Below are 21,322 nucleotides of genomic sequence, written 5' to 3' on the forward strand. Positions count from 1 at the left end.
AGTCATAGATGCCCTTTTGAATGATGAAAGGGGTATAAAATGAGAATGTTATTGATTATTGCAGGGATTCTTCTGGTGTTAGCAGTCAATTTTGTTCTGTACTGCTGTATCCGGGTAGGAGCAAAGGAAGATCGTTTGTTGGAAAACCATAGAAAGGAACAGATTAATGCAGGAAGAAGTGAATGAAAAAACAGTGTCCCTGTGTATCACTGGTGGAAAAGTGACAGCCCGTTTATTGAAACAGGCAATGATGCGTTTTCTGGCAGCGATGGAGAAAGAAAAAGCAGAGAAAGCAAGAAAACAGCAGGTAAAGGGACCGCCAGACAAAGATTATCATGGAAAGCAGAGTTTAAAGAAGCTGGCACAGCAGAATGTTCAGCTTTCCAACATTGAGATTACGGATAACAACATCAAGGCTTTTGAAAAAGTGGCAAAAAAGTATGGCATTGATTTTAGCCTGAAACGTGATAAGTCCGTAGATCCACCCCGATATTTCGTTTTCTTCAAGGCAAGGGATGTGGATGTGATGACTGCGGCATTCCGGGAATTTACCGGAAAGACGCTGAATAAAACAAAGAAACCGTCTGTCCGTAAGAAATTACAGCAGGCAATTGCAGCCCGCAGCCAGGATAAACAGAGAGAACGGGAAAAATCGAAAGAAAAACAGAAGGAGCCGACCTTATGAGTGGGATAAAAAATATAAAGAAAAAACTGAAAGGATTTCAGGTGCGTCCCCCGAATGCAGAAGTGATAAAAAAGGTTCTGTTGTATATTCCGTATGTGGTTGTATTTTATGTGGTAAATAAATGCACCTGGCTGTATCAGTATTGCAGGGGCAGTACAGTAGTGGACAGGCTGATGGTTCTCCTTATGAACTATCCGTTAGCGTTTAAAAAGTTGCTGCCAAGTATACAACCGAAAAGTCTGGCTGCGGGAACTATTGCTGCAGTCAGTGTGTGGGCAGTGGTGTATTTTAAGGGAAAAAATGGAAAGAAGTTTCGCCAGGGAGAAGAATATGGTTCTGCCAGATGGGGAAATGAAAAGGATATAGCCCCTTTTATTGATCCGGTCTTTGAGAACAATATTCTGCTGACACAAACGGAACGTCTGACAATGAACAGCAGACCGAAGAAACCAAAGTATGCCAGAAACAAGAATGTCATAGTGATCGGGGGATCTGGCAGCGGTAAGACCAGATTTTATGTGAAACCACAGCTTATGCAGATGCCGGATAATGTGAGCTTTGTAGTTACTGATCCCAAGGGGACAATTATCGTAGAATGTGGTAAGATGTTAGCACGAGGGACACCGAAGAAAGATAAAAATGGGAAAATCCTGCGTGATAAAAATGGCAGAGTGGTAATGGCTCCTTACAAAATCAAGGTGCTGAATACCATCAACTTTGCCAAAAGTATGCACTATAATCCGTTTCATTACATTCGTTCGGAAAAAGATATTCTGAAACTGGTAAATACGATCATGGTAAATACCAAAGGAGAGGGAGAAAAATCTTCCGAGGATTTCTGGACAAAAGCGGAACGTCTGCTGTATTGTGCTTTGATTGGGTATATCTACTATGAAGCACCGGAGGAAGAACAGAATTTTTCAACCCTGCTGGAATTTATCAATGCCAGTGAAACCAGGGAAGAAGATGAAGAGTTTAAAAATGCAGTGGATCTGTTATTTGAGGAGCTGGAAAGAGACGAGCCGAACCATTTTGCAGTAAGGCAGTATAAAAAATACAAACTGGCGGCAGGAAAGACAGCAAAAAGTATTTTGATTAGTTGTGGTGCAAGACTCGCACCCTTTGATATTGCAGAGCTGCGGGAGCTTATGTCTTATGATGAGATGGAGTTGGATATGATTGGAGATCAAAGAACAGCATTGTTTATTGTAATCTCTGATACGGATGATACTTTTAACTTTGTGGTTGCCATGATGTACAGTCAGCTTTTTAACCTGTTATGCGACAGGGCCGATGACGTTCATCATGGAAGACTACCTTATCATGTGAGAATCCTCTGTGACGAGTTCGCAAATATTGGACAAATTCCGAAGTTCGATAAGCTGATTGCAACGATCCGAAGCAGAGAAATCTCCGCATCTATTATTCTGCAGTCACAGTCACAGCTCAAGACCATTTATAAGGATGCAGCGGAAACCATCACAGGAAACTGTGATACCATGCTGTTCCTTGGTGGAAAGGAAAGTACCACTCTGAAAGAAATTTCAGAGACACTGGGAAAGGAAACAATTGATTTATATAACACTTCTGATACAAGAGGCCAGAGCAGATCTTATGGTCTGAACTATCAGAAAACGGGAAAAGAACTGATGAGCCGGGATGAACTGGCAGTCATGGACGGTAACAAATGTATTTTGCAGCTTCGTGGTGTCCGTCCGTTTTACAGTGATAAATTTGATATTACAAAACATAAACGGTATAAGCAATTATCCGATTATGATAAAAAGAATGAGTTTCATGTGGAAGAATATATGAAACATCAGATGGAAGTCCGGTTAAGTCCGGAAGAAGCGTTCGACCTTTATGTGTATGAAGGCAGTGAACTGGAAAAACAATCAAATAATGAAAATGAAGGCATAGAGCATGTAACGTAAAACATACATAGCTCTTTTTTTATGCCCTTTTGGGAGGTAGCGATATGCGTAAGCATGAAAGACCGCCCATCAGGGCGGAACCCTCTGAGTAGTGACCGTTTGAAAATCACAATGAAACAGCAGTTACGAAAGGAGAACATAGATTATGGCGTTTTTTACATCCGCAATTAATATTTTACAGACTCTGGTTGTTGCAATCGGAGCTGGTCTGGCAGTTTGGGGAGTTATCAATCTCCTAGAGGGGTATGGAAATGACAATCCCGGAGCCAAGTCCCAGGGAATCAAGCAGCTTATGGCAGGTGGAGGTGTCGTTCTGATCGGTACACAGCTTGTACCATTACTGGCGAATTTGTTTTAGCCGGGGCAGTAGGAAAGGAGAACACGCATGGATAAGATTTTTGAGTCCATAGAAGAATGGATGCGTAACCTCCTTACAGGCATGGTCAGCTCAAACCTGACGAACATGTTTACCGATGTGAATGAAAAAACCGGTGATATTGCAAGTCAGGTTGGGCAAACGCCCCAGGGCTGGAGTGGCAGTATTTTCAGCTTGATCCAAAATCTGTCGGATTCTGTGATCGTACCGATTGCCGGAATGATCATAACCTTTGTGTTGTGCTATGAGCTGATTTCCATGCTCACCGAAAAGAATAACATGCATGATATAGATACATGGATGTTTTTCAAATATTTCTTCAAGATGTGGGTTGCAGTATGGTTCGTAAGCAATGCTTTTACGATCACAATGGCAATTTTTGATGTTGGACAGAATGTAGTGAACCGGGCTGCAGGTGTTATCAACCAGCAGACGGCAATCAATATTGATTCGGTAATCACCTCGATGGAGACAGCAATGGAATCAATGGAAATAGGAGAGCTGATTATACTGGCACTGGAAACGCTTCTGGCGAGTCTGTGCCTAAAGGTTATATCCGTTTTTATAACGGTTATTTTGTATGGCCGTATGATAGAAATTTATCTGTATTCGTCAATCGGTGCAATTCCATTTGCCACTATGAGCAATCGGGAATGGGGACAGATTGGCAGCAATTATTTAAGAGGATTGTTTGCACTGGCATTTCAGGGATTTTTTATCATGATGTGCGTGGGCATTTACTCTGTATTGGTTGCCAACATACAGGTATCAGACAATGTGCATACAGCGCTGCTCAGTGTAATGGCTTATACAGTAATACTGTGCTTTAGTCTTATGAAAACAGGTAATTTCTCAAAGAGCATCTTTAATGCACACTAAATGTGGAAAAGGAGACGATGAAAATGGCTTTTGTATCAGTACCAAAAGATCTGACAAAAGTAAAAAATAAAATTATTCTCAATCTTACAAAACGACAGCTCATCTGCCTTGGTATTGCAGCGGCAGTAGGGCTTCCGTTTTATTTCCTGTCAAGGGGATTGATTGGTTCGAGTAATGCGGCAACCGGAATGTGTCTGTTGATGCTTCCGGCTTTTTTATTTGCCATGTATGAGAAAGATGGACTTCCTTTAGAGAAAGTCCTCAAAAATGTGATTACAGTAAAACTTATCCGTCCTCCGGTACGGAAGTATGAGGTGGAAAACCTCTATGAAAAAAAGAGAATTCTGACAAAATCGAAAGGAGGTACCGTTCGTGGAAAAAGTAAGAAACGATAAAGAAGAATTTTCCCATCTGGATGACTGGTGGTTGGATGAAGAGGATTCTGCTGATGGTTTACCAGTGTTTGATCCGGACGAGACAGAAGATTATGCAAAGGACAGACAGCGTTTGACGGGAGTACCGATGGTTACGGGGTATGAAGCACTGGAGCGACACCGAGGTGTCCGCAGACCAAGACGTAAATTAAGCAGACGGGAAAAACATGCCTGGAAAAAAGCCCAGAAATATGAATTGAAATTACATAAGGCACACGAAAAGGAAGAAAGAAAACTTGCGAAGCAGGCGGCAAAACAGGCTGCTCGTGAAGAAAAGGCGGCACAGAAACAGGCAAAGAAAGCAGAAAGGCATAAAAAAAAGACAAAGCCGCCGGGTTCTGTAAAATCCAGTGGGAAAAAAGGTGTTGCAAAGAAAATATCCAGCACGAATAAAGACAGTAGAAATAAAGGGAAAAACATTACCGCACAGCAGTCCATTCCATACAGGGAAATGGGAAAAGACGGAATCTGTCGTGTGGAAGATGGTTACTATTCTAAAACAATCCGCTTTTATGATATTAACTACCAGTTAGCTCAGAATGAGGATAAAAATGCGATTTTTGAGAACTGGTGTGATTTCCTGAATTATTTTGACAGCACCATCCATTTTCAGTTGTCCTTTATCAATCATCACAGCAACATGACGGAATATGAAGATGTGATCCGTATTAAAAAGCAGAATGACAGTTTTGATGATCTGCGTATGGAGTTTGCCCAGATGCTTAGAAATCAGTTGGCAAAAGGAAATAATGGTCTTATCAGAACCAAGTATATTACGTTTGGGATTGAAGCTGACAATATCCGGGAAGCAAAACCAAAACTGGAACGTATCGAAACAGACATACTCAATAATTTTAAGGTTTTCGGGGTATCTGCATATCCGTTAAATGGTGCGGAGCGTTTGCAGATCATGTATGAAACATTCAACCAGAATGTCAAAGTACCATTCAGATTCAGCTATGATGATATGCTGCGTACCGGGCTGAACACAAAGGATTATATTGCACCATCCAGTTTCCTGTTCAAAAATGGAAAGGATTTTCAGATGGGAGATACCGTCGGAGCAGTATCTTATCTGCAGATTTTGGCACCAGAGCTGACAGATAAAATGCTTGCTGAATTTCTGGAAATGGACTGTAACCTGCTTGTTAATCTGCATATCCAGTCCATCGACCAGATGAAAGCAATCAAGCTGGTAAAGAGTAAGGTTACTGACATTAACCGTATGAAAATTGAGGAACAGAAAAAAGCGGTACGCTCCGGATATGATATGGATATTATCCCGTCTGATCTGAATACATACGGTGGGGAAGCGAAAAGACTTCTGGAAGATTTACAGTCAAGGAATGAGAGAATGTTCCTTGTAACTGTGGTGTTCTTAAATACAGCGAAAAATAAACAGGAGTTGGAAAATGTGGTATTTCAGACAGCAGGCATTGCACAGAAATATAACTGTGCATTGAAAAGACTGGACTATCAGCAGGAACAGGGGCTTATGAGTAGTTTGCCGCTTGGAAGAAACTGGATTCCGATCAAGCGGGCGTTGACTACTACATCAACAGCTATTTTTGTCCCATTTACAACTCAAGAACTGTTTATGGGTGGGGAATCTATCTATTATGGGTTAAATGCGCTGTCTAATAATCTGATCATGGCAGATCGGAAAAAATTGAAGAATCCAAATGGGCTGATACTTGGTACTCCTGGATCTGGTAAATCCTTTGCGGCAAAAAGAGAGATTACTAATGTATTTATTGTCACAAAAGACGACATTATCATCTGCGATCCGGAGGGAGAATATTTTCCACTAGTCCGGGCATTTAACGGGCAGGTTATCCGTATTTCTCCGACCAGTCATGATTACATCAATCCAATGGATATTAACATCAATTATGCGGATGATGACGATCCGCTATCTCTGAAATCAGATTTTATCCTTTCACTTTGTGAACTGGTAGTAGGAGGGAAAAACGGTCTGGAACCAGTGGAAAAAACAATCATTGACCGATGTGTACGTCTGGTATATCAGGACTATCTTGCTGATCCGGTTCCGGAGAAAATGCCAATCCTGGAAGATTTATATAATCTGCTTCGCAAACAGGAAGAGGCAGAGTCGCAGAGGCTGGCAACGGCACTGGAAATCTATGTAAATGGTTCCCTGAAGGTGTTTAATCACCGTACAAATGTAGAGTTGAACAATCGTCTGGTATGTTTCGATATTAAAGACCTTGGTAAACAGCTAAAAAAACTTGGCATGTTGATTGTTCAGGATCAGGTTTGGAACAGGGTAACAGTCAACCGTTCTGCCCATAAATCCACCAGATATTATATTGATGAGTTTCATCTGTTGCTGAAAGAGGAACAGACAGCAGCATACAGTGTGGAAATCTGGAAGAGATTCCGTAAGTGGGGCGGTATCCCGACTGGTATCACACAGAACGTAAAAGATCTGCTTGCTTCAAGGGAAATCGAGAATATCTTTGAAAACTCGGACTTTATCCTGATGCTCAACCAGGCATCCGGGGATCGACAGATTCTGGCAAAACAGCTTAATATTTCAACACACCAGCTTTCCTATGTAACAAACAGTGGAGAGGGAGAAGGGCTGATTTTTTATGGAAATACAATTATTCCATTTAAGGACAGATTCGATAATACCCTTATGCTTTATGCGTTAATGTCATCGAAACCAGAAGATGTAGAGAAGCGTGAAAAACTCGGCATCAAAGGCAGAGACGATAGTTAAAGGGGTGACAGCAGAGCATGAGAAAATGGGTGGCAGGATTGTTACTTTCTATATCTGTTATATTGCTTACGATCAGTCTGTATTTCTTAATGGGATTTTTTATGCAGGAAAGACAGGATAATCAGTTACAGCAGGAACTGCAGGAGCTAATGCAGAAAAGAGAGGATGAACCGGAAGAAGATGTTTCCGGCGATTCTTTGATAGAGGTGGACGCTGGAATTTTGGCATTGCATGAAGAAAATCCGGATTGTATTGGCTGGCTGACCATTGATGGAACGCAAATAGACTATCCGGTCATGTACCGGCCCGAAGATAAAAATTATTATCTGCATCGGGATTTCAATGGGGAATATTCTGCAAATGGATGTTTATTTCTGGCAGAGGAATGTGTACCAGGGGATTCGGACAATCTGATCATATATGGACATCACATGAACAGTGGGAAGATGTTTGCTGACCTTGAGAAATATAAGGACGAAGGATTTTACGAAGAACATCCGACAATCCTGTTCCGCACGATATGGGGAAATGAACAGTATCAGATATTTGCAGCATTTACAACGCCCGTTTATACAGGAAATGATTTTGATTATTACAGTTTTATCAAAGCTGGAACAGTGGCTGATTATAAAAAATTTATTGCTTCCGTTAAGGAAAAATCACTTTATCAAACAGGAACAACAGCAAAATACAGAGATAAGTTACTTACACTGTCTACTTGTGAGTATTCCCAGAAAAATGGGCGTATGGTACTGGTTGCAAAGAAAAATAACGGAAAATTATCATAGATCAGGAGATGATGACCATGCAGGAGCATGAATATAAAGCAAGGGACAAGACTGTCCAGAAGATGAGCCGGGATGGACTCAGGGAAAAAAATCTCCGCAGTAAAAAGGAAAAGCGGATTACCGGACGTGAGACAGATGAGAAGAAAACAGCCGGACACAGGGAACAGGAGCTGGACTTTGGAAAGGTCAGAAAAACTCATACTGCAGAAGAAACAGTTGAGGGAGTGAAAGAAGGAAAACACAGACTGCAGTCCAGACACGCTTTTCTGGAACAGGAAGAAATTGCGGAAGCGGAGGAAATGGAAAACTCAGAAATGAGTGATGATAAAGCAGGCGGGGAGAAATCTCCGCCTGTTTCACGTTCCAGACTTCGGAAAGATAGTATCCGGGGGCATCCGGAACGGAAATTTGAACGTGATTCTGAAATAACAGAACCGGACAGGCAAAACCGAAAGAAAAAGATGGTCACAGCCTATGCAGCAAAAGAGCAGAAACTCTACCATGAAAAGGCAGAAGTTGATGAAAAATCAATGGAAGACTTTCGGGAAGAGATCAAAAGCAAGACAAAAAGGGAACAGATACGAAAAGAACAGAAGAAATCAAAATCCCGGCTTTCCTTTGAAGATGAAAGCAAAGGTGTGATTCCTGGCAGTGGGATGGCAAAAAGGGGAGCTTCCGCCGTTTCGGAAACGGTATCTGATTATAGTCAGAAAAAGGTCAGAGAAGATACCGATGATAATGCTGCCCTTGATGCGGCAGATCAGATGGAACTTGCAGGAGAAAGTCTTGCAAGAAAGTCTATCTACGTTCGGGAACGATTGAAAGAGAACCGACAGAGAAATAATCGGTTAAAGGAATCTGTTCTGGAAGAAACAGAAAAATTCCGCTTGCAGTTTGGCACCAGTGCTTCCAATGAGGCGAAAAAGGCGGTTCAGAAAGAAGCAGAGCAGAAAAAACAGACTGCCCTAAAGAAATTATTGCAGAAAAAGCGTTACCAGAAGCAGTATCAGGCTGCGAAACAGGGAAAGGCTGTGAAAGACGCAGTGCTTGTAAATGCACAGCGATTTACAGAAAAAGCCAAAGCTGCGGTCAAGGAAATTGTGGCACAGAACAGAAATATCCTCTTGTCCATAGGAGTTCTGGTTCTGCTGTTTGCGTTGATGGTAACAAGTCTGTCAAGCTGTGCTGCGTTATTCCAGGGCAGTTCCAATGCTATTATTTCTACCAGTTATTCCAGTGAGGATGAAGATATTTATGCTGCGGAAAATGCTTATGTGGCATTGGAAAATGCACTGAATGAGCAGATCAATCAGATGAAGGCAAACCATTCCGACTATGATGAGTTCCAGTTCCAGATTGATGAGATCGGACACAACCCGTATCAGCTTATTTCTTATCTGACAGTCAAGTATGGCGGTTTTACCTATGCAGAGGTTGCAGATGAGATTCAGAAGATTTTTAAGGAACAGTATGGCTTATATACGGATTCAACACGGGAAACCGTAACAGAAAAGAAAACGGTCAGAGTTGGAGAATCACTGGGACAGGTTGTAACCAGTGGATATTGTAACTGCCCGATTTGTTGCGGACAGTGGAGTGGAGGCCCGACTGCAAGTGGAGCGTATCCACAGGCGAATCACACGATTGCGGTGGATGCTTCTAATCCATTTGTGCCAATGGGAACTCATGTCATTATGAATGGTGTGGAGTATGTAGTTGAGGATACAGGAAATTTTGCACAGTATGGTGTGCAGTTTGATGTATTCTACGGCGATCACGCTTCTGCGTCAGCACATGGGCATCAGACCTGGGAAGCATACATAGCAGACAGCAATGGAAGTCAGGAAGTGGAAGTAACGACAACAAGAGAAGTGAACCGGCTGGATGTAACACTTACGAACCATAACCTGGATGCAGTTTTAAGAAACCGTATGACAGATAAGGAACAGGAGCAGTATGACGCTTACAACAAATACTATGGAAATCGTGATTATCTGTTTGACCTTAACACAATTCCGACAGGTGGGGCAGGTTTTGGATATGATATTCCGGCAGAAGCACTTTCTGATCCGCAGTTTGCCAAGATGATCCGGGAAGCGGAAAAATATCTTGGTTATCCGTATGTCTGGGGCGGTGCATCGCCATCTACCAGTTTTGACTGCTCTGGTTTTGTATGCTGGGTAATCAATAATTGCGGAAATGGATGGAACGTGGGAAGAACAACAGCGGACGGGCTTCGTTCTTATTGTTCCTATGTATCTCCATCTGATGCAAAGCCGGGAGATCTAATCTTTTTCCAGGGAACTTATGATACGCCGGGAGCGAGCCATGTTGGAATTTATGTAGGAAATAACATGATGATTCATTGTGGAAATCCGATTCAATATACAAGCATTGCAAGTTCTTACTGGCAGCAACATTTTATGGCATTTGGCAGAATTCACTAGAAGGGAGCGAACAAGAGATGAATATGCGATTAAAAAAGGTTCTGGATGATATTCAGAAAACTGAAAACAAGATTCTGGAACTGCAGGAGCATGTAAGGCAACTGAGAATCCAGAAAAAGCAGATGGAAGATGCAGAAATCATTAAGGCAATCCGTTCCATGAAAATGGATAGCCGAAAGATGCTGACTTTTCTGGATGGAATTCAGAACGGAACAGTTACCATGCAGTTTGATGAAGAGGGCAATCTTTCTATGGATAATTCTGAAACGGGTATAAAGAAAGAAGAAAATATGGATAGCGAAATGTCAACCGGACTGATAGAAGAAAGAGAGGATTTGGAAGATGAAGAATAAAGTAATGAAAAAAGTTTTAATGATTATGCTGTCGGCAACGATGCTGATTGGTTCTGCCAGCGTGACCGCATTTGCACAGGCAAATGAAAACGCAGAGCAGACTGAAACTGCGGAACAGGTGATAGAAGAACAGCCGGCGGAGCAGCCTGCCACAGAGGGAACACCATTTTCCACGCCGGGAAACGGACAGCTTGTGGATGATAAGGAGAATGACAGCTCCAAGCAGTTTCTGACTGTCCAGACAAAGAATGGAAATACCTTTTATATGGTTATTGATCGTTCCGGTACTTCCGAAAATGTGTATATGATGTCACTGGTAGATGAACAGGATCTGGCAGAGTTCTTAGATGAAAATGAGGAAACCGAGAAAAAAGAGGAATCTGCAGTTGTTCTTCCGGAAATAACCACAACACCAGAACCGGAAACTACCGTACAGCCAGAAACAGAAGTAAAACCGGAATCCAGTGGTAATAAAATGTTTGGTTCTGCAGTTCTGGGTGGAGGCATTGTACTTGTATTCGGTGGTTTAGCTGCTTTTGCTTTAAGTAAATTCCGAAAGAAAAAAGAGGACGGAATTGTAGAGGAAGGTCTGGAATTTGCTGATGACAGTTACATCAATGAAGATGAAGAAAATGCAGAAGATCAGCAGAAATAACAAAAGATCATAAGGTATGGAGAAAGGGCAGTTCTTTATGGACTGCCTTTTTGACAGGAACAGGAGGAAAACATGGCGAAATTTTTAGTGATTGCAGAGAAACCGAGCGTGGCACAGAGCCTTGCAAAAAATTTATCTGCTTATCAGAGAGAGGACGGGTATCTGGAGGGGAACAGTTGCATTGTCAGTTGGTGTCTGGGACACCTGGTAGAATATGCACCACCGGAATTTTATGACGAAAAATATGCAAAATGGCAGTTTGAGGATTTGCCGATCATCCCGGAAGTATGGAAAGTACAGGTATCAGAAGATAAAAAGAAGCAGTTTGAAGTGTTGTGCAGCTTAATGAACCGGGAAGATGTAGCGTATCTGGTCAATGGCTGTGATGCTGGAAGAGAAGGAGAACTGATTTTTAAAAGAGTTTATGATCTGGCAGACTGTCGAAAACCAGTGAAACGTCTGTGGATCAGCTCAATGGAAGATGAAGCGATTCAGAAAGGCTTTCAGTCCTTAAATGATGGGAGAGAATATGCAGGGCTTTGTAATGCTGCAGTATGCAGGGCACAGGCGGACTGGCTGATTGGAATGAACGCAACGAGAGCTTACACAACCAGATATTTCAAACGTCTGGTAGTTGGCAGAGTGCAGACACCAACGCTTGCCATGCTGACGGAAAGAAAAGAGAAAATTGAGCATTTCAAGAAAGAAGCCTATTATAAGGTTTCCCTGTCAGATGGGAAACTTACGGTAACATCAGAGAGTATCCCGTCAGAAATGGATGCGGAAGAATTAAGAAAACTTTGTGATGGGACAGAAGCACTGGTTACAAGGGTAAAAAGAGAACAGAAAAAGACTTTCCCGCCAAAACTTTATGATCTGACCAGTCTGCAGAGGGAAGCAAATCGTTTTTTCGGATACACTGCCCAGAAGACACTGGATATGCTGCAGGAGCTGTACGAAGAAAAGATGGTTACCTATCCGAGAACAGACAGTCAGTATGTAACCGAAGATATGAAAGAAACGGTAAAAATGCTTGCCGAAGGCATGGCAGATTTTCTTCCGTTTCTGGAATTTGGACAGATTATGGGAAACATAAATCGTGTGGTTAATAATGCAAAGGTATCTGATCATCATGCAATACTGCCGACAAAAGAAGCAATGGAAAAAGGCATGGGAGGACTTTCCAGTGGAAAGAAAAATCTGCTGATGCTGATCGGACAGCAGCTTGTTCAGGCAACAGGGGAAGAGTACCTTTATGAGCAGACAGAAATTTCCGTACAGTGCAAAGAACATGAATTTACTGCAAAAGGAAAGCTGCCTGTGCAGATGGGCTTCAAAGAAGTGGAAGAAGCCTTTCGGAAATACTGTGTAAAGGATAAGAAATCTGATGAACCGGATAATAAGACAGAACTTCCAGAAGGATATGAGGAAGGAATGACTCTTGCGTCTGTGAAAGCAGAGAAGAGTACACATTACACTTCTCCGCCGAAGATGTTTACCGAAGATACCCTGCTTGCTGCAATGGAAACAGCAGGGAATAAGGAATTTGATTCTGAAACAGAGAAAAAAGGACTTGGGACACCGGCAACCAGAGCTAATATTATAGAGAAGCTGGTAGCTTCGGGGTACGCAGAACGTAAAGGAAAACAGATTCTTCCTACAGTGGCAGGATGTGAGTTGATTCATGTAATGCCGGAGAATCTGAAATCTGCAAGTCTGACAGCAGAATGGGAGAATCAGCTTCTGATGATGGAAAAGGGAAAAATCCAGGAAGATGAATTTATGAATGGGATTGTATCCCTGATTAATGAGATTCTTTCTTTGTGCAGGGCGATCCCGGAAGAAGAACGGAATCGTTTTCAGACTGCAAGGGAAGTAATTGGAAAATGCCCAGTGTGTGGTTCTGACGTATACGAGGGAAAGACCAATTATTACTGCTCTGACAGAAGCTGTCAGTTTGCTCTGTGGAAGTCGAACCGCTTTCTGGAAAGTATGAAAAAGTCGATGGATAAAAAGATGGCGGTGGAGCTTCTGAAAAAGGGGCGTACCCATGTGAAAGGATTGTACTCCAAGAAAAAAGACAGCAAATTTGATGCCGATCTGGTACTAGGGCTGGAAGATGGAAAAGCCAGATTCAGTCTTGAGTTTCCTAAAAAGAAGAAATAAAGCACAGACGGAAGGAGGAATGAGTTATGGCTCATTTAGATGAGATACGGGGACTTGCAGAATATCATGCAACCCGTATCAGCAGTTCACCGCGAGATTGGATGAATTATCTGGATACTGCAGCCAGGCTGTATCGGTATCCATTTATGGATCAGCTTTTGATCCACGCACAGCGTCCAAAAGCAACTGCCTGTGCTTCTTTGGAATTATGGAATGAAAAAATGCTGCGGTGGGTAAATCGAGGAGCAAAGGGAATTGCTCTTTTAGATGAAACTATGCAGAAAACAAGATTCCGGTATGTATTTGATATTCAGGATACTCATAAGGTAAAAGGTGGAAGAACACCGTATTTGTGGCAGTTACAGGAGAAACAACAAGATGCCTTATTAAACCATTTAGAAGAAGTTTACGGACTGGAAGCTAAGGATGCAGGCAATCTTTCTGATGCACTGATGGCAACAGCAAAATACATGGTGGAAGAAAACCTGGATGAATATCTGGATGGCTTGACGTATGTGACAGAAGGAACGTACCTGGAGGAGCTGGAAGAAGATACCATCCGCAGCGAATTTCGCAGTCTGTTGACAGACAGCATTTATTATACGCTGGCTTCCAGATGTGGGCTTGATCCGTTGGAACGGCAGGAAGAAATGGACTTTGTACATATCACAGATTATAACAGCTTATCAGTGCTGACATTTATTGGAAATGCAACGAGCATGGCCAGTGAGTCTGTGTTAGTGGATATTGGAAGATTTGTACACCGTATTTCATTAGAAGAAATGAAAAAGGGTATTGAAAATTCGGAAGAAAGGAATTATAATAAATTTAACACGTTAATTCGCGAAAGCGAAGAGAATAACAACAGAATCATAGAAAACGAATATCCACAGGAAAATGAAGGAGGAAATGAGCATGGAACTGACATATCATCGCAAAGGGGATTATCTGTTTCCGAATCTGACAATCCAGGAGACAGAAGCACAGATTGGGAAATACGGAATGCTGCGAAGGACATTTCTGAAAGAACACAAGAACAGCCTGTATCAGAGTCTGTTGCTGACAGGGAAATTGAACAGCCATCTGGAAGAAATCGAGAAAACAGCACAGAAGAGATTGGAAGTACAGATGGAGAAACTTTTGGAGAAGAATCCGGCACCGTCGAAAGAGGAGAACCCGATGGCGTGGACAGCCCATATGAACAGTCTGACGGCAACAGCGGAAGAGAGCATCTTGTCGGAATTGGTATACAGCTAATTGAAGATACAAGTGAAGATCAGTTAAGTAAAGCAGAGGAAGAAATTGCCTCTGCTTTATCTTTGCCCGAACTTCCATCTGTAAATGAACAGAAAAGGGAAATCGAAAACAGAATAGCTGCCCGCTATGCCGGGGAGATTGCCATTCCAAGTGAAGTGGTTGATGAGGTTTTAAGAACCGGGGGAAACCGAAGTAAAAGCCAGCTTCGTATTATCTATAATTTTATGAGTGAACAGACACCGGAAGAATATACGGAGTTTGTAAAGCGGGAGTATGGAACTGGTGGAAAAGGTTTTGAAATCAATGGCATGGAATATTCTGTCTGGTTTGACGAAACGGGATTGCAGATTGCAGTAGGGCATACCGTTACCGATCAGATTCTGGATAAAGCGTTTTTATCCTGGGAAGATGTGAGTGGACGTATCCATCAGCTTTTGAAACAGGGCGAATATGCACCGCAGTCGGTACTGGATGTTGCAAGGGAAAATGCAGTAAAGGAACATGCACAGTCACTTGCCTATATGAAAGCAGACATGGCAGAGGGTGTGGCAGAACTTGTTTTTGATGAAGAAGATTTACCATATCTTCGCAGTATTTATCCGGAAATAACAGATTATCTGGAAGAGAAACTGACAGATCCGCAGTGGTTGACAGATCTGAATGAGCGTCTGGAAGGACTGGCAATGGCTTATGAGGAAGATAAAAGTATTATGCGGTTCCGCACCTATAATCCGGTCAGAATATCCGGTCAGTTTCAGAAATTTGCTGCAGAAGTAATTCCATACAGTGCAAGAGATGAATTCGCATGGCAGGAACATAAGGTGTTTATTACCCAAGATGAAATAGATGCTTTTCTTGCCGGTGGAGGTCCGTATTCGGATGGAAGGCTTTATACCTATTCTTTTTATCTTCTGAATGAAGATGATAAGGCAAGGACAGATTTTATCAAGGAAAAATATGGGATAGGCGGTCAGAGCCATGCTTTATGTGGGGCAGATAATTCACATGCAGATTATGACGGGAAAAGGTTGAAGCTGGAGAGAGGGGACTATGGGAATCCAGATACTTCGGTGTTGCTGCCCTGGGCAAAAGTGGCAAAAAGAATCGGCTACCTGATTGATAACCAGCAGTTCTTACGTTCCGCAGATTATTCCCGTATGCCGGAATATGAGAGGGAACGGATTGCAGGAAAAGTGATCAGCTTTTATGCAAGACTGCCAGAAGAAATCGAGCGTCCGTTTAAGCAGGATTTCTTTAATGAAGAAGCAAGAAAAGAACTTCCTGTTATGCTGAATGATTCGGAGCAGTCGCAGAAATTATTACAGGCGATGGATGATGCTCTGGCGATGCTGCCATTGGATTTTGAATCAGTAAATGAAACTTATGAGAAGAAATTACAGCTTTTGACGGAAGTACATCAGTATGTAGAGGGTAGCTATACGATTTTTCCGGCACAGGAAGTACCAGATCAGGCAGATGGCTTAAATGGATATCAGATGTCTTTATTTGATATTGTGAGTGCTTCCGAACCAGAAGAAGATATAGAAGATGCGGAACCGGAGCAAATTATCAGTGAACCAGAAGCAGAACCGGAAATAAAAACAGAGGAAGAAACAGGACCGGAAGATATAAAAGAACAGATTGTAGAGCAGGAACCTCATAATTTTCATATTACGGACGATGACCTTGGCTCTGGCGGTCCAAAAGCAAAGTTTAAAGCAAATATGGAAGCTATCCGGCTGCTGAAAGAACTGGAACAGGATCAGAGATTAGCAACACCGGAAGAACAGGAAGTGTTGTCAAGATATGTTGGATGGGGCGGCATTCCCCAGGCTTTCGAGGAAAGAAACAGTGCATGGGAAGAGGAATATACGCAGTTAAAAGGAATCCTCACACCAGAAGAATACAGTGCAGCAAGGGCATCAACGCTGAACGCCTTTTATACTTCTCCGACAGTTATTAAAGCAATGTATGAAGCTCTTGGAAATATGGGACTGAAACAGGGAAATATCCTGGAACCGTCCTGTGGAGTAGGAAACTTTATGGGACTTTTACCGGAAAGCATGAGTGCTGCAAATATGTATGGTGTGGAGCTTGATCCGGTTTCCGGGCAGATTGCAAAACAACTTTACCAGAAAAACAGGATTGCAGTACAGGGATTTGAGGAAACCAGTTACCCAGACAGCTTTTTTGACTGTGTAATCGGAAATGTACCGTTTGGGGCATATCAGGTCAGTGACCGCAAGTATGACAGATACCATTTTATGATCCATGATTATTTTATTGCAAAATCCTTAGACCTGGTACGTCCGGGCGGAGTGGTGGCAGTTGTCACATCAAGCGGTACGATGGATAAACAGAATCCGGAAGTCCGACAGTATTTTGCAAACCGGGCAGACCTGCTGGGGGCAATCCGTTTACCGAACAATGCTTTCCAGAGAAACGCCAATGCCAGTGTGGTTGCGGATATTCTGTTTTTTCAAAAAAGGAACAGGGCTGCAATCACAGAGCCAGACTGGGTACAGTTAAAAACTACACCGGAAGGCTATATGGTCAATTCCTATTTTGCCGACCACCCGGAAATGGTACTTGGGGAGTTCACAACAGAAAGTACCCAGTACGGAAAACAGGAAGTGACGGTAAAGGCAAAAGAGGGAGCAGATCTGGCAGAGCAGTTAAAAAAAGCAGTAAAGCATATCCAGGGAACTATTACAGAGCAGGAGATTTCGGATACGGAACTGGAAGAACAGGTGGTATCCATACCAGCAGATCCGAACATTAAGAATTTTAGCTTTGCACTTGTCGGAGAGGATATTTATTACAGGGAAAATTCTGTTATGAATAAGATGGAACTTCCCGTTATGACAGGCGAGCGTGTCAGAGGCATGGTTGCCATCCGGGATGCAACAAACAGGCTTCTGGAACGGCAGTTGGAAGAATGCAGTGATGAAGAGGTTGCCAGCTTACAGGCTGAATTGAATCAGGTTTATGACAGCTTTACTGCAAAGTATGGGCTTCTTAGCAGCAATGCGAATAAAAGAGCGTTCAGCATGGACAGCAGCTATTGCCTTTTGACTTCCCTTGAATTTCTGGACGAAAAGGGAGAGTTGAAGCGGAAAGCAGACATATTCACGAAGAGGACGATCCGCAGGGCAGAGCCGGTAACATCGGTAGATACGGCAAGTGAGGCACTGGCGGTATCTATCGGGGAAAAAGCAAAAGTAGATATTCCTTATATGATGGAGCTTACCGGGAAAACAGAGGAAGAGGTCACAGAGGAGCTTACGGGGGTTATTTTCAAGAATCCGCTTACGGATAAATGGGAGCCATCCGACGAGTATCTTTCCGGGAATGTCAGGGAGAAGCTGAACATTGCAAGGCAGTTTGCAGAAAACCATCCGGAATATATGGTCAATGTGCAGGCGCTGGAACGGGTACAGCCGAAAGACCTGGATGCTTCCGAGATTGAAGCAAGGCTTGGTGCAACATGGATTTCCCCGGACTATATTACAGAGTTCATGGCAGAAACATTCCATACACCACGACAGCATATCAATTATGAGCGTATCAAAGTACAGTATGCGGAAGTGACCGGGCAGTGGAACGTAAAAGGAAAGAACGTGGACAGCAGCAATAACCCGCTTTCCACCGCAACTTACGGAACACAGAGGGCAAATGCTTACAGGCTGTTGGAAGATGCACTGAATCTGCGTGATACAAAAATCTATGACACAATACATGATGCGGATGGGGAACACCGGGTACTGAACCGGAAAGAAACTACCCTGGCACAGCAGAAGCAGGAACTGATCCGGGAGGAATTTAAAGAGTGGATCTTTAAGGATATGAGCCGACGGGAAACACTCTGCAAGATTTATAATGAACGGTTTAACAGCATCCGACCAAGGGAATATGATGGCAGTCACATCCAGTTTGTCGGAATGAATCCGGAAATTAAGCTGATGGATCATCAGAAAAATGCGGTGGCACATATCCTTTATGGAAATAATACCCTGCTTGCACACTGCGTAGGTGCAGGCAAGACGTTCCAGATGATTGCAGCCGGCATGGAGAGCAAGCGTCTGGGACTGGCACAAAAGAGCCTTTATGTGGTTCCAAACCATTTGCTGGAACAGTGGGGAAGCGATTTCTTACGCTTATATCCGGGAGCGAATATTCTGGTGGCAACAAAGAAAGATTTTGAACCGGCAAACAGAAAAAGGTTCTGTTCCAGAATTGCAACCGGGGATTATGATGCGGTCATTATTGGACACAGCCAGTTCGAGAAAATTCCTCTTTCCAGGGAAAGGCAGATTGCATTATTGGAAGACCAGATTGCAGACATTACCTATTCTATCGAAGCGGCAAAAGAGGAAGCAGGACAGCAGTATACCATCAAACAGATGGAAAAAACAAAGAAAACCCTGAAAGCAAAACTGGAAAAACTGAATGACCAGACACGAAAGGATGATGTTGTGACTTTTGAGCAATTAGGCGTGGACAGGCTGTTTGTGGACGAGTCACATTTTTACAAGAACCTTTTTTTATACACAAAAATGCGGAATGTGGCAGGCATTTCACAGACCGATGCACAGAAAAGTTCGGATATGTTTATGAAATGCAGGTATATGGATGAGATTACCGGAGGAAAAGGAATCACGTTTGCAACGGGAACACCTGTATCAAACAGTATGACTGAATTATACACCATTATGAGATACCTCCAGTATGATACTTTAATGAATATGGGAATGGGACATTTTGATTCGTGGGCAGCAACTTTTGGAGAAACAGTTACGGCAATCGAATTGTCACCGGAAGGGACGGGTTATCGTGCAAAAACACGATTTGCCCGTTTTTTTAATCTTCCAGAGCTGATCTCAATATTTAAGGAAGCTGCGGATATTCAGACCGCAGATATGCTGAATCTTCCAGTACCAGAAGCAGAATATATCAATGAAGTGTTAAAGCCGAGTGAGGAACAGAAAGAAATGGTGGAAGCCTTTTCAGAACGTGCCGAACAGGTCAGGGGCGGTATGGTAGATCCAAGGGTAGATAACATGCTCAAGATTACCAACGACGGAAGAAAATGTGCATTAGACCAGAGGTTGTTAAATGATATGCTGCCGGATGCAGGGGAAAGCAAGGTAAATGCCTGTGTGGAGAATGCTTTCCAGGTATGGGAGGACGGAAAAGATACACAGGCTACCCAGTTGATCTTTTGTGATCTTAGTACACCGAAAACTGACGGAACGTTCAATGTTTATGATGATGTGAGAAACAAGCTGGTGGAACGGGGAATCCCGAAAGAGCAGATCGCATTTATTCATGAGTACAATACGGAGGTAAAAAAAGCGGAGCTGTTTGCAAAGGTGCGGGCCGGGCAGGTAAGAATCCTGATGGGTTCCACTCCGAAACTCGGTGCTGGTACCAACGTTCAGGACAGACTACTTGCACTGCATCATCTGGACTGCCCCTGGAAACCGTCTGACCTGGAACAGCAGGAGGGACGTATTCTCAGACAGGGAAACCAGAATGATAAAGTAAAAATCTTCCGGTATGTAACGGAAAATACGTTTGATTCGTACATGTGGCAGATTCTGGAAAACAAGCAGAAGTTTATTTCGCAGATTATGACCAGTAAATCCCCGGTTCGTGCCTGTGAGGATGTAGATGATACAGCCCTGTCCTATGCAGAGATTAAAGCACTGGCAACAGGAAACGAATACATCAAGGAAAAAATGGATCTGGATGTGCAGGTAAGTAAACTGAAACTTCTGAAAGCAAACCACACCAGTCAGATCTATCGCCTGGAATCGGATATTGCAAAGCGGTATCCGGTACAGATTACAGCATTAAAAGAGAAGATTGCCGGTATGCGTGTAGATGCAGATGTGGTAAAAGGAATAGATTTACAGGATAATGACCACTTTGCAATGACAGTCGGTGGAAAGCTGTATACAGATAAAAAAGAAGCGGGAGTTGCACTCATTTCAGCAGCATCCAGTTTGAAGTCCGTAAAATCAGCCGGGCAGATCGGGGAATATCATGGTTTTGCACTTTCTTCAGAATACAATTTCCTGTCAAATACCTATACCATGACGATCAAGGGAAAATGTTCTTATAAGATTGAGTTCGGAAAGGATACCTTGGGCAATATCCAGAGGATTCACAATGCACTTTCTGCAATCGAGAAAAAGCTGGCAGATACTGAGCAGAATCTGGAAACGGTACAACAGCAGTTAAAGACCGCACAGGAAGAGGTGCAGAAGCCATTTCCGAAAGAAGCGGAACTGAGTGAAAAAATGGAACGTCTGGCAGAATTAAATGCCATGCTCAACATGGATGAGAAAGGGGGAGAAAATCTTCTGGCAGATGAAGGCATTGGGGAAAACCCGGAAGTAAATGTACCAGAGGAACGTCAGGACAGAATCGCTGACAGTGTTCATAAAACGTCTATTCTGGAAAGACTGAAAGAACAGAAACAGCAGGAGCAGACAAGCGAAACACAGCAGAAACCAAAAAAGAAACACGAACAGGAGTTATAAAGGGTATCCCGTCAGAGTGACCAGAGCTTTGGCGGGATTTTTCTATGGAGGATT

At 42.9% G+C, this 21,322-nt stretch carries 13 protein-coding genes; all 13 read left to right on the forward strand.

Annotation, left to right across the window (positions count from 1 at the left end):
- Positions 1-39: 39 nt before the first annotated feature.
- Entirely contained in the window at positions 40-186 is a 147-nt protein-coding gene (locus NQ503_RS00780; RefSeq protein ID WP_005421636.1) for a hypothetical protein, read from the forward strand.
- Positions 167-685 (forward strand): PcfB family protein, encoded by a 519-nt coding sequence (locus NQ503_RS00785; protein WP_005421637.1) that lies wholly within the window; start codon positions 167-169, stop codon positions 683-685. The genes NQ503_RS00780 and NQ503_RS00785 overlap by 20 nt, the downstream gene beginning before the upstream one ends.
- Positions 682-2,619: a VirD4-like conjugal transfer protein, CD1115 family gene (locus tag NQ503_RS00790; RefSeq protein ID WP_259893033.1), complete on the forward strand. Its 1,938-nt coding sequence runs from the start codon at positions 682-684 to the stop codon at positions 2,617-2,619. The genes NQ503_RS00785 and NQ503_RS00790 overlap by 4 nt, the downstream gene beginning before the upstream one ends.
- Positions 2,620-2,764: 145 nt before the next feature.
- Positions 2,765-2,977 carry a Maff2 family mobile element protein gene (locus NQ503_RS00795; RefSeq protein ID WP_005421639.1) on the forward strand — a complete coding sequence of 71 codons (213 nt, stop codon included), beginning with the start codon at positions 2,765-2,767 and terminating at the stop codon, positions 2,975-2,977.
- A 27-nt stretch (positions 2,978-3,004) separates the two neighbouring features.
- Positions 3,005-3,874, forward strand: coding sequence for a VirB6/TrbL-like conjugal transfer protein, CD1112 family (locus tag NQ503_RS00800; RefSeq protein ID WP_005421640.1), 870 nt, complete (start codon positions 3,005-3,007; stop codon positions 3,872-3,874).
- A 23-nt stretch (positions 3,875-3,897) separates the two neighbouring features.
- The gene (locus NQ503_RS00805; protein WP_044924576.1) at positions 3,898-4,269 is read left to right on the forward strand and encodes a PrgI family protein; all 372 of its coding nucleotides are present in this window, start codon (positions 3,898-3,900) and stop codon (positions 4,267-4,269) included.
- Positions 4,247-7,054 carry a VirB4-like conjugal transfer ATPase, CD1110 family gene (locus NQ503_RS00810; RefSeq protein ID WP_044924578.1) on the forward strand — a complete coding sequence of 936 codons (2,808 nt, stop codon included), beginning with the start codon at positions 4,247-4,249 and terminating at the stop codon, positions 7,052-7,054. Before NQ503_RS00805 ends, NQ503_RS00810 begins: the two co-directional genes overlap by 23 nt.
- A 17-nt stretch (positions 7,055-7,071) precedes the next feature.
- Positions 7,072-7,842, forward strand: coding sequence for a class B sortase (gene srtB / locus NQ503_RS00815; protein WP_005421643.1), 771 nt, complete (start codon positions 7,072-7,074; stop codon positions 7,840-7,842).
- Between the two features lie 17 nt (positions 7,843-7,859).
- Entirely contained in the window at positions 7,860-10,289 is a 2,430-nt protein-coding gene (locus NQ503_RS00820) for a CD1108 family mobile element protein (protein WP_044924580.1), read from the forward strand.
- 23 nt (positions 10,290-10,312) lie between these two features.
- Positions 10,313-10,642, forward strand: a complete 330-nt coding sequence (locus NQ503_RS00825) for a DUF4315 family protein (protein ID WP_242650107.1) — start codon at positions 10,313-10,315, stop codon at positions 10,640-10,642.
- Positions 10,632-11,297: a CD1107 family mobile element protein gene (locus NQ503_RS00830; protein ID WP_005421646.1), complete on the forward strand. Its 666-nt coding sequence runs from the start codon at positions 10,632-10,634 to the stop codon at positions 11,295-11,297. Before NQ503_RS00825 ends, NQ503_RS00830 begins: the two co-directional genes overlap by 11 nt.
- A 72-nt stretch (positions 11,298-11,369) precedes the next feature.
- The gene (locus NQ503_RS00835; RefSeq protein ID WP_005421647.1) at positions 11,370-13,463 is read left to right on the forward strand and encodes a type IA DNA topoisomerase; all 2,094 of its coding nucleotides are present in this window, start codon (positions 11,370-11,372) and stop codon (positions 13,461-13,463) included.
- 26 nt (positions 13,464-13,489) lie between these two features.
- On the forward strand, positions 13,490-21,268 hold the full coding sequence (locus NQ503_RS17860; RefSeq protein WP_005421648.1) for a DEAD/DEAH box helicase family protein: 7,779 nt from the start codon (positions 13,490-13,492) through the stop codon (positions 21,266-21,268).
- The last annotated feature ends 54 nt before the right edge of the window (positions 21,269-21,322 follow it).

This window comes from Blautia obeum ATCC 29174 (assembly GCF_025147765.1).
GTDB classification, from domain to species: Bacteria; Bacillota; Clostridia; order Lachnospirales; family Lachnospiraceae; genus Blautia_A; species Blautia_A obeum.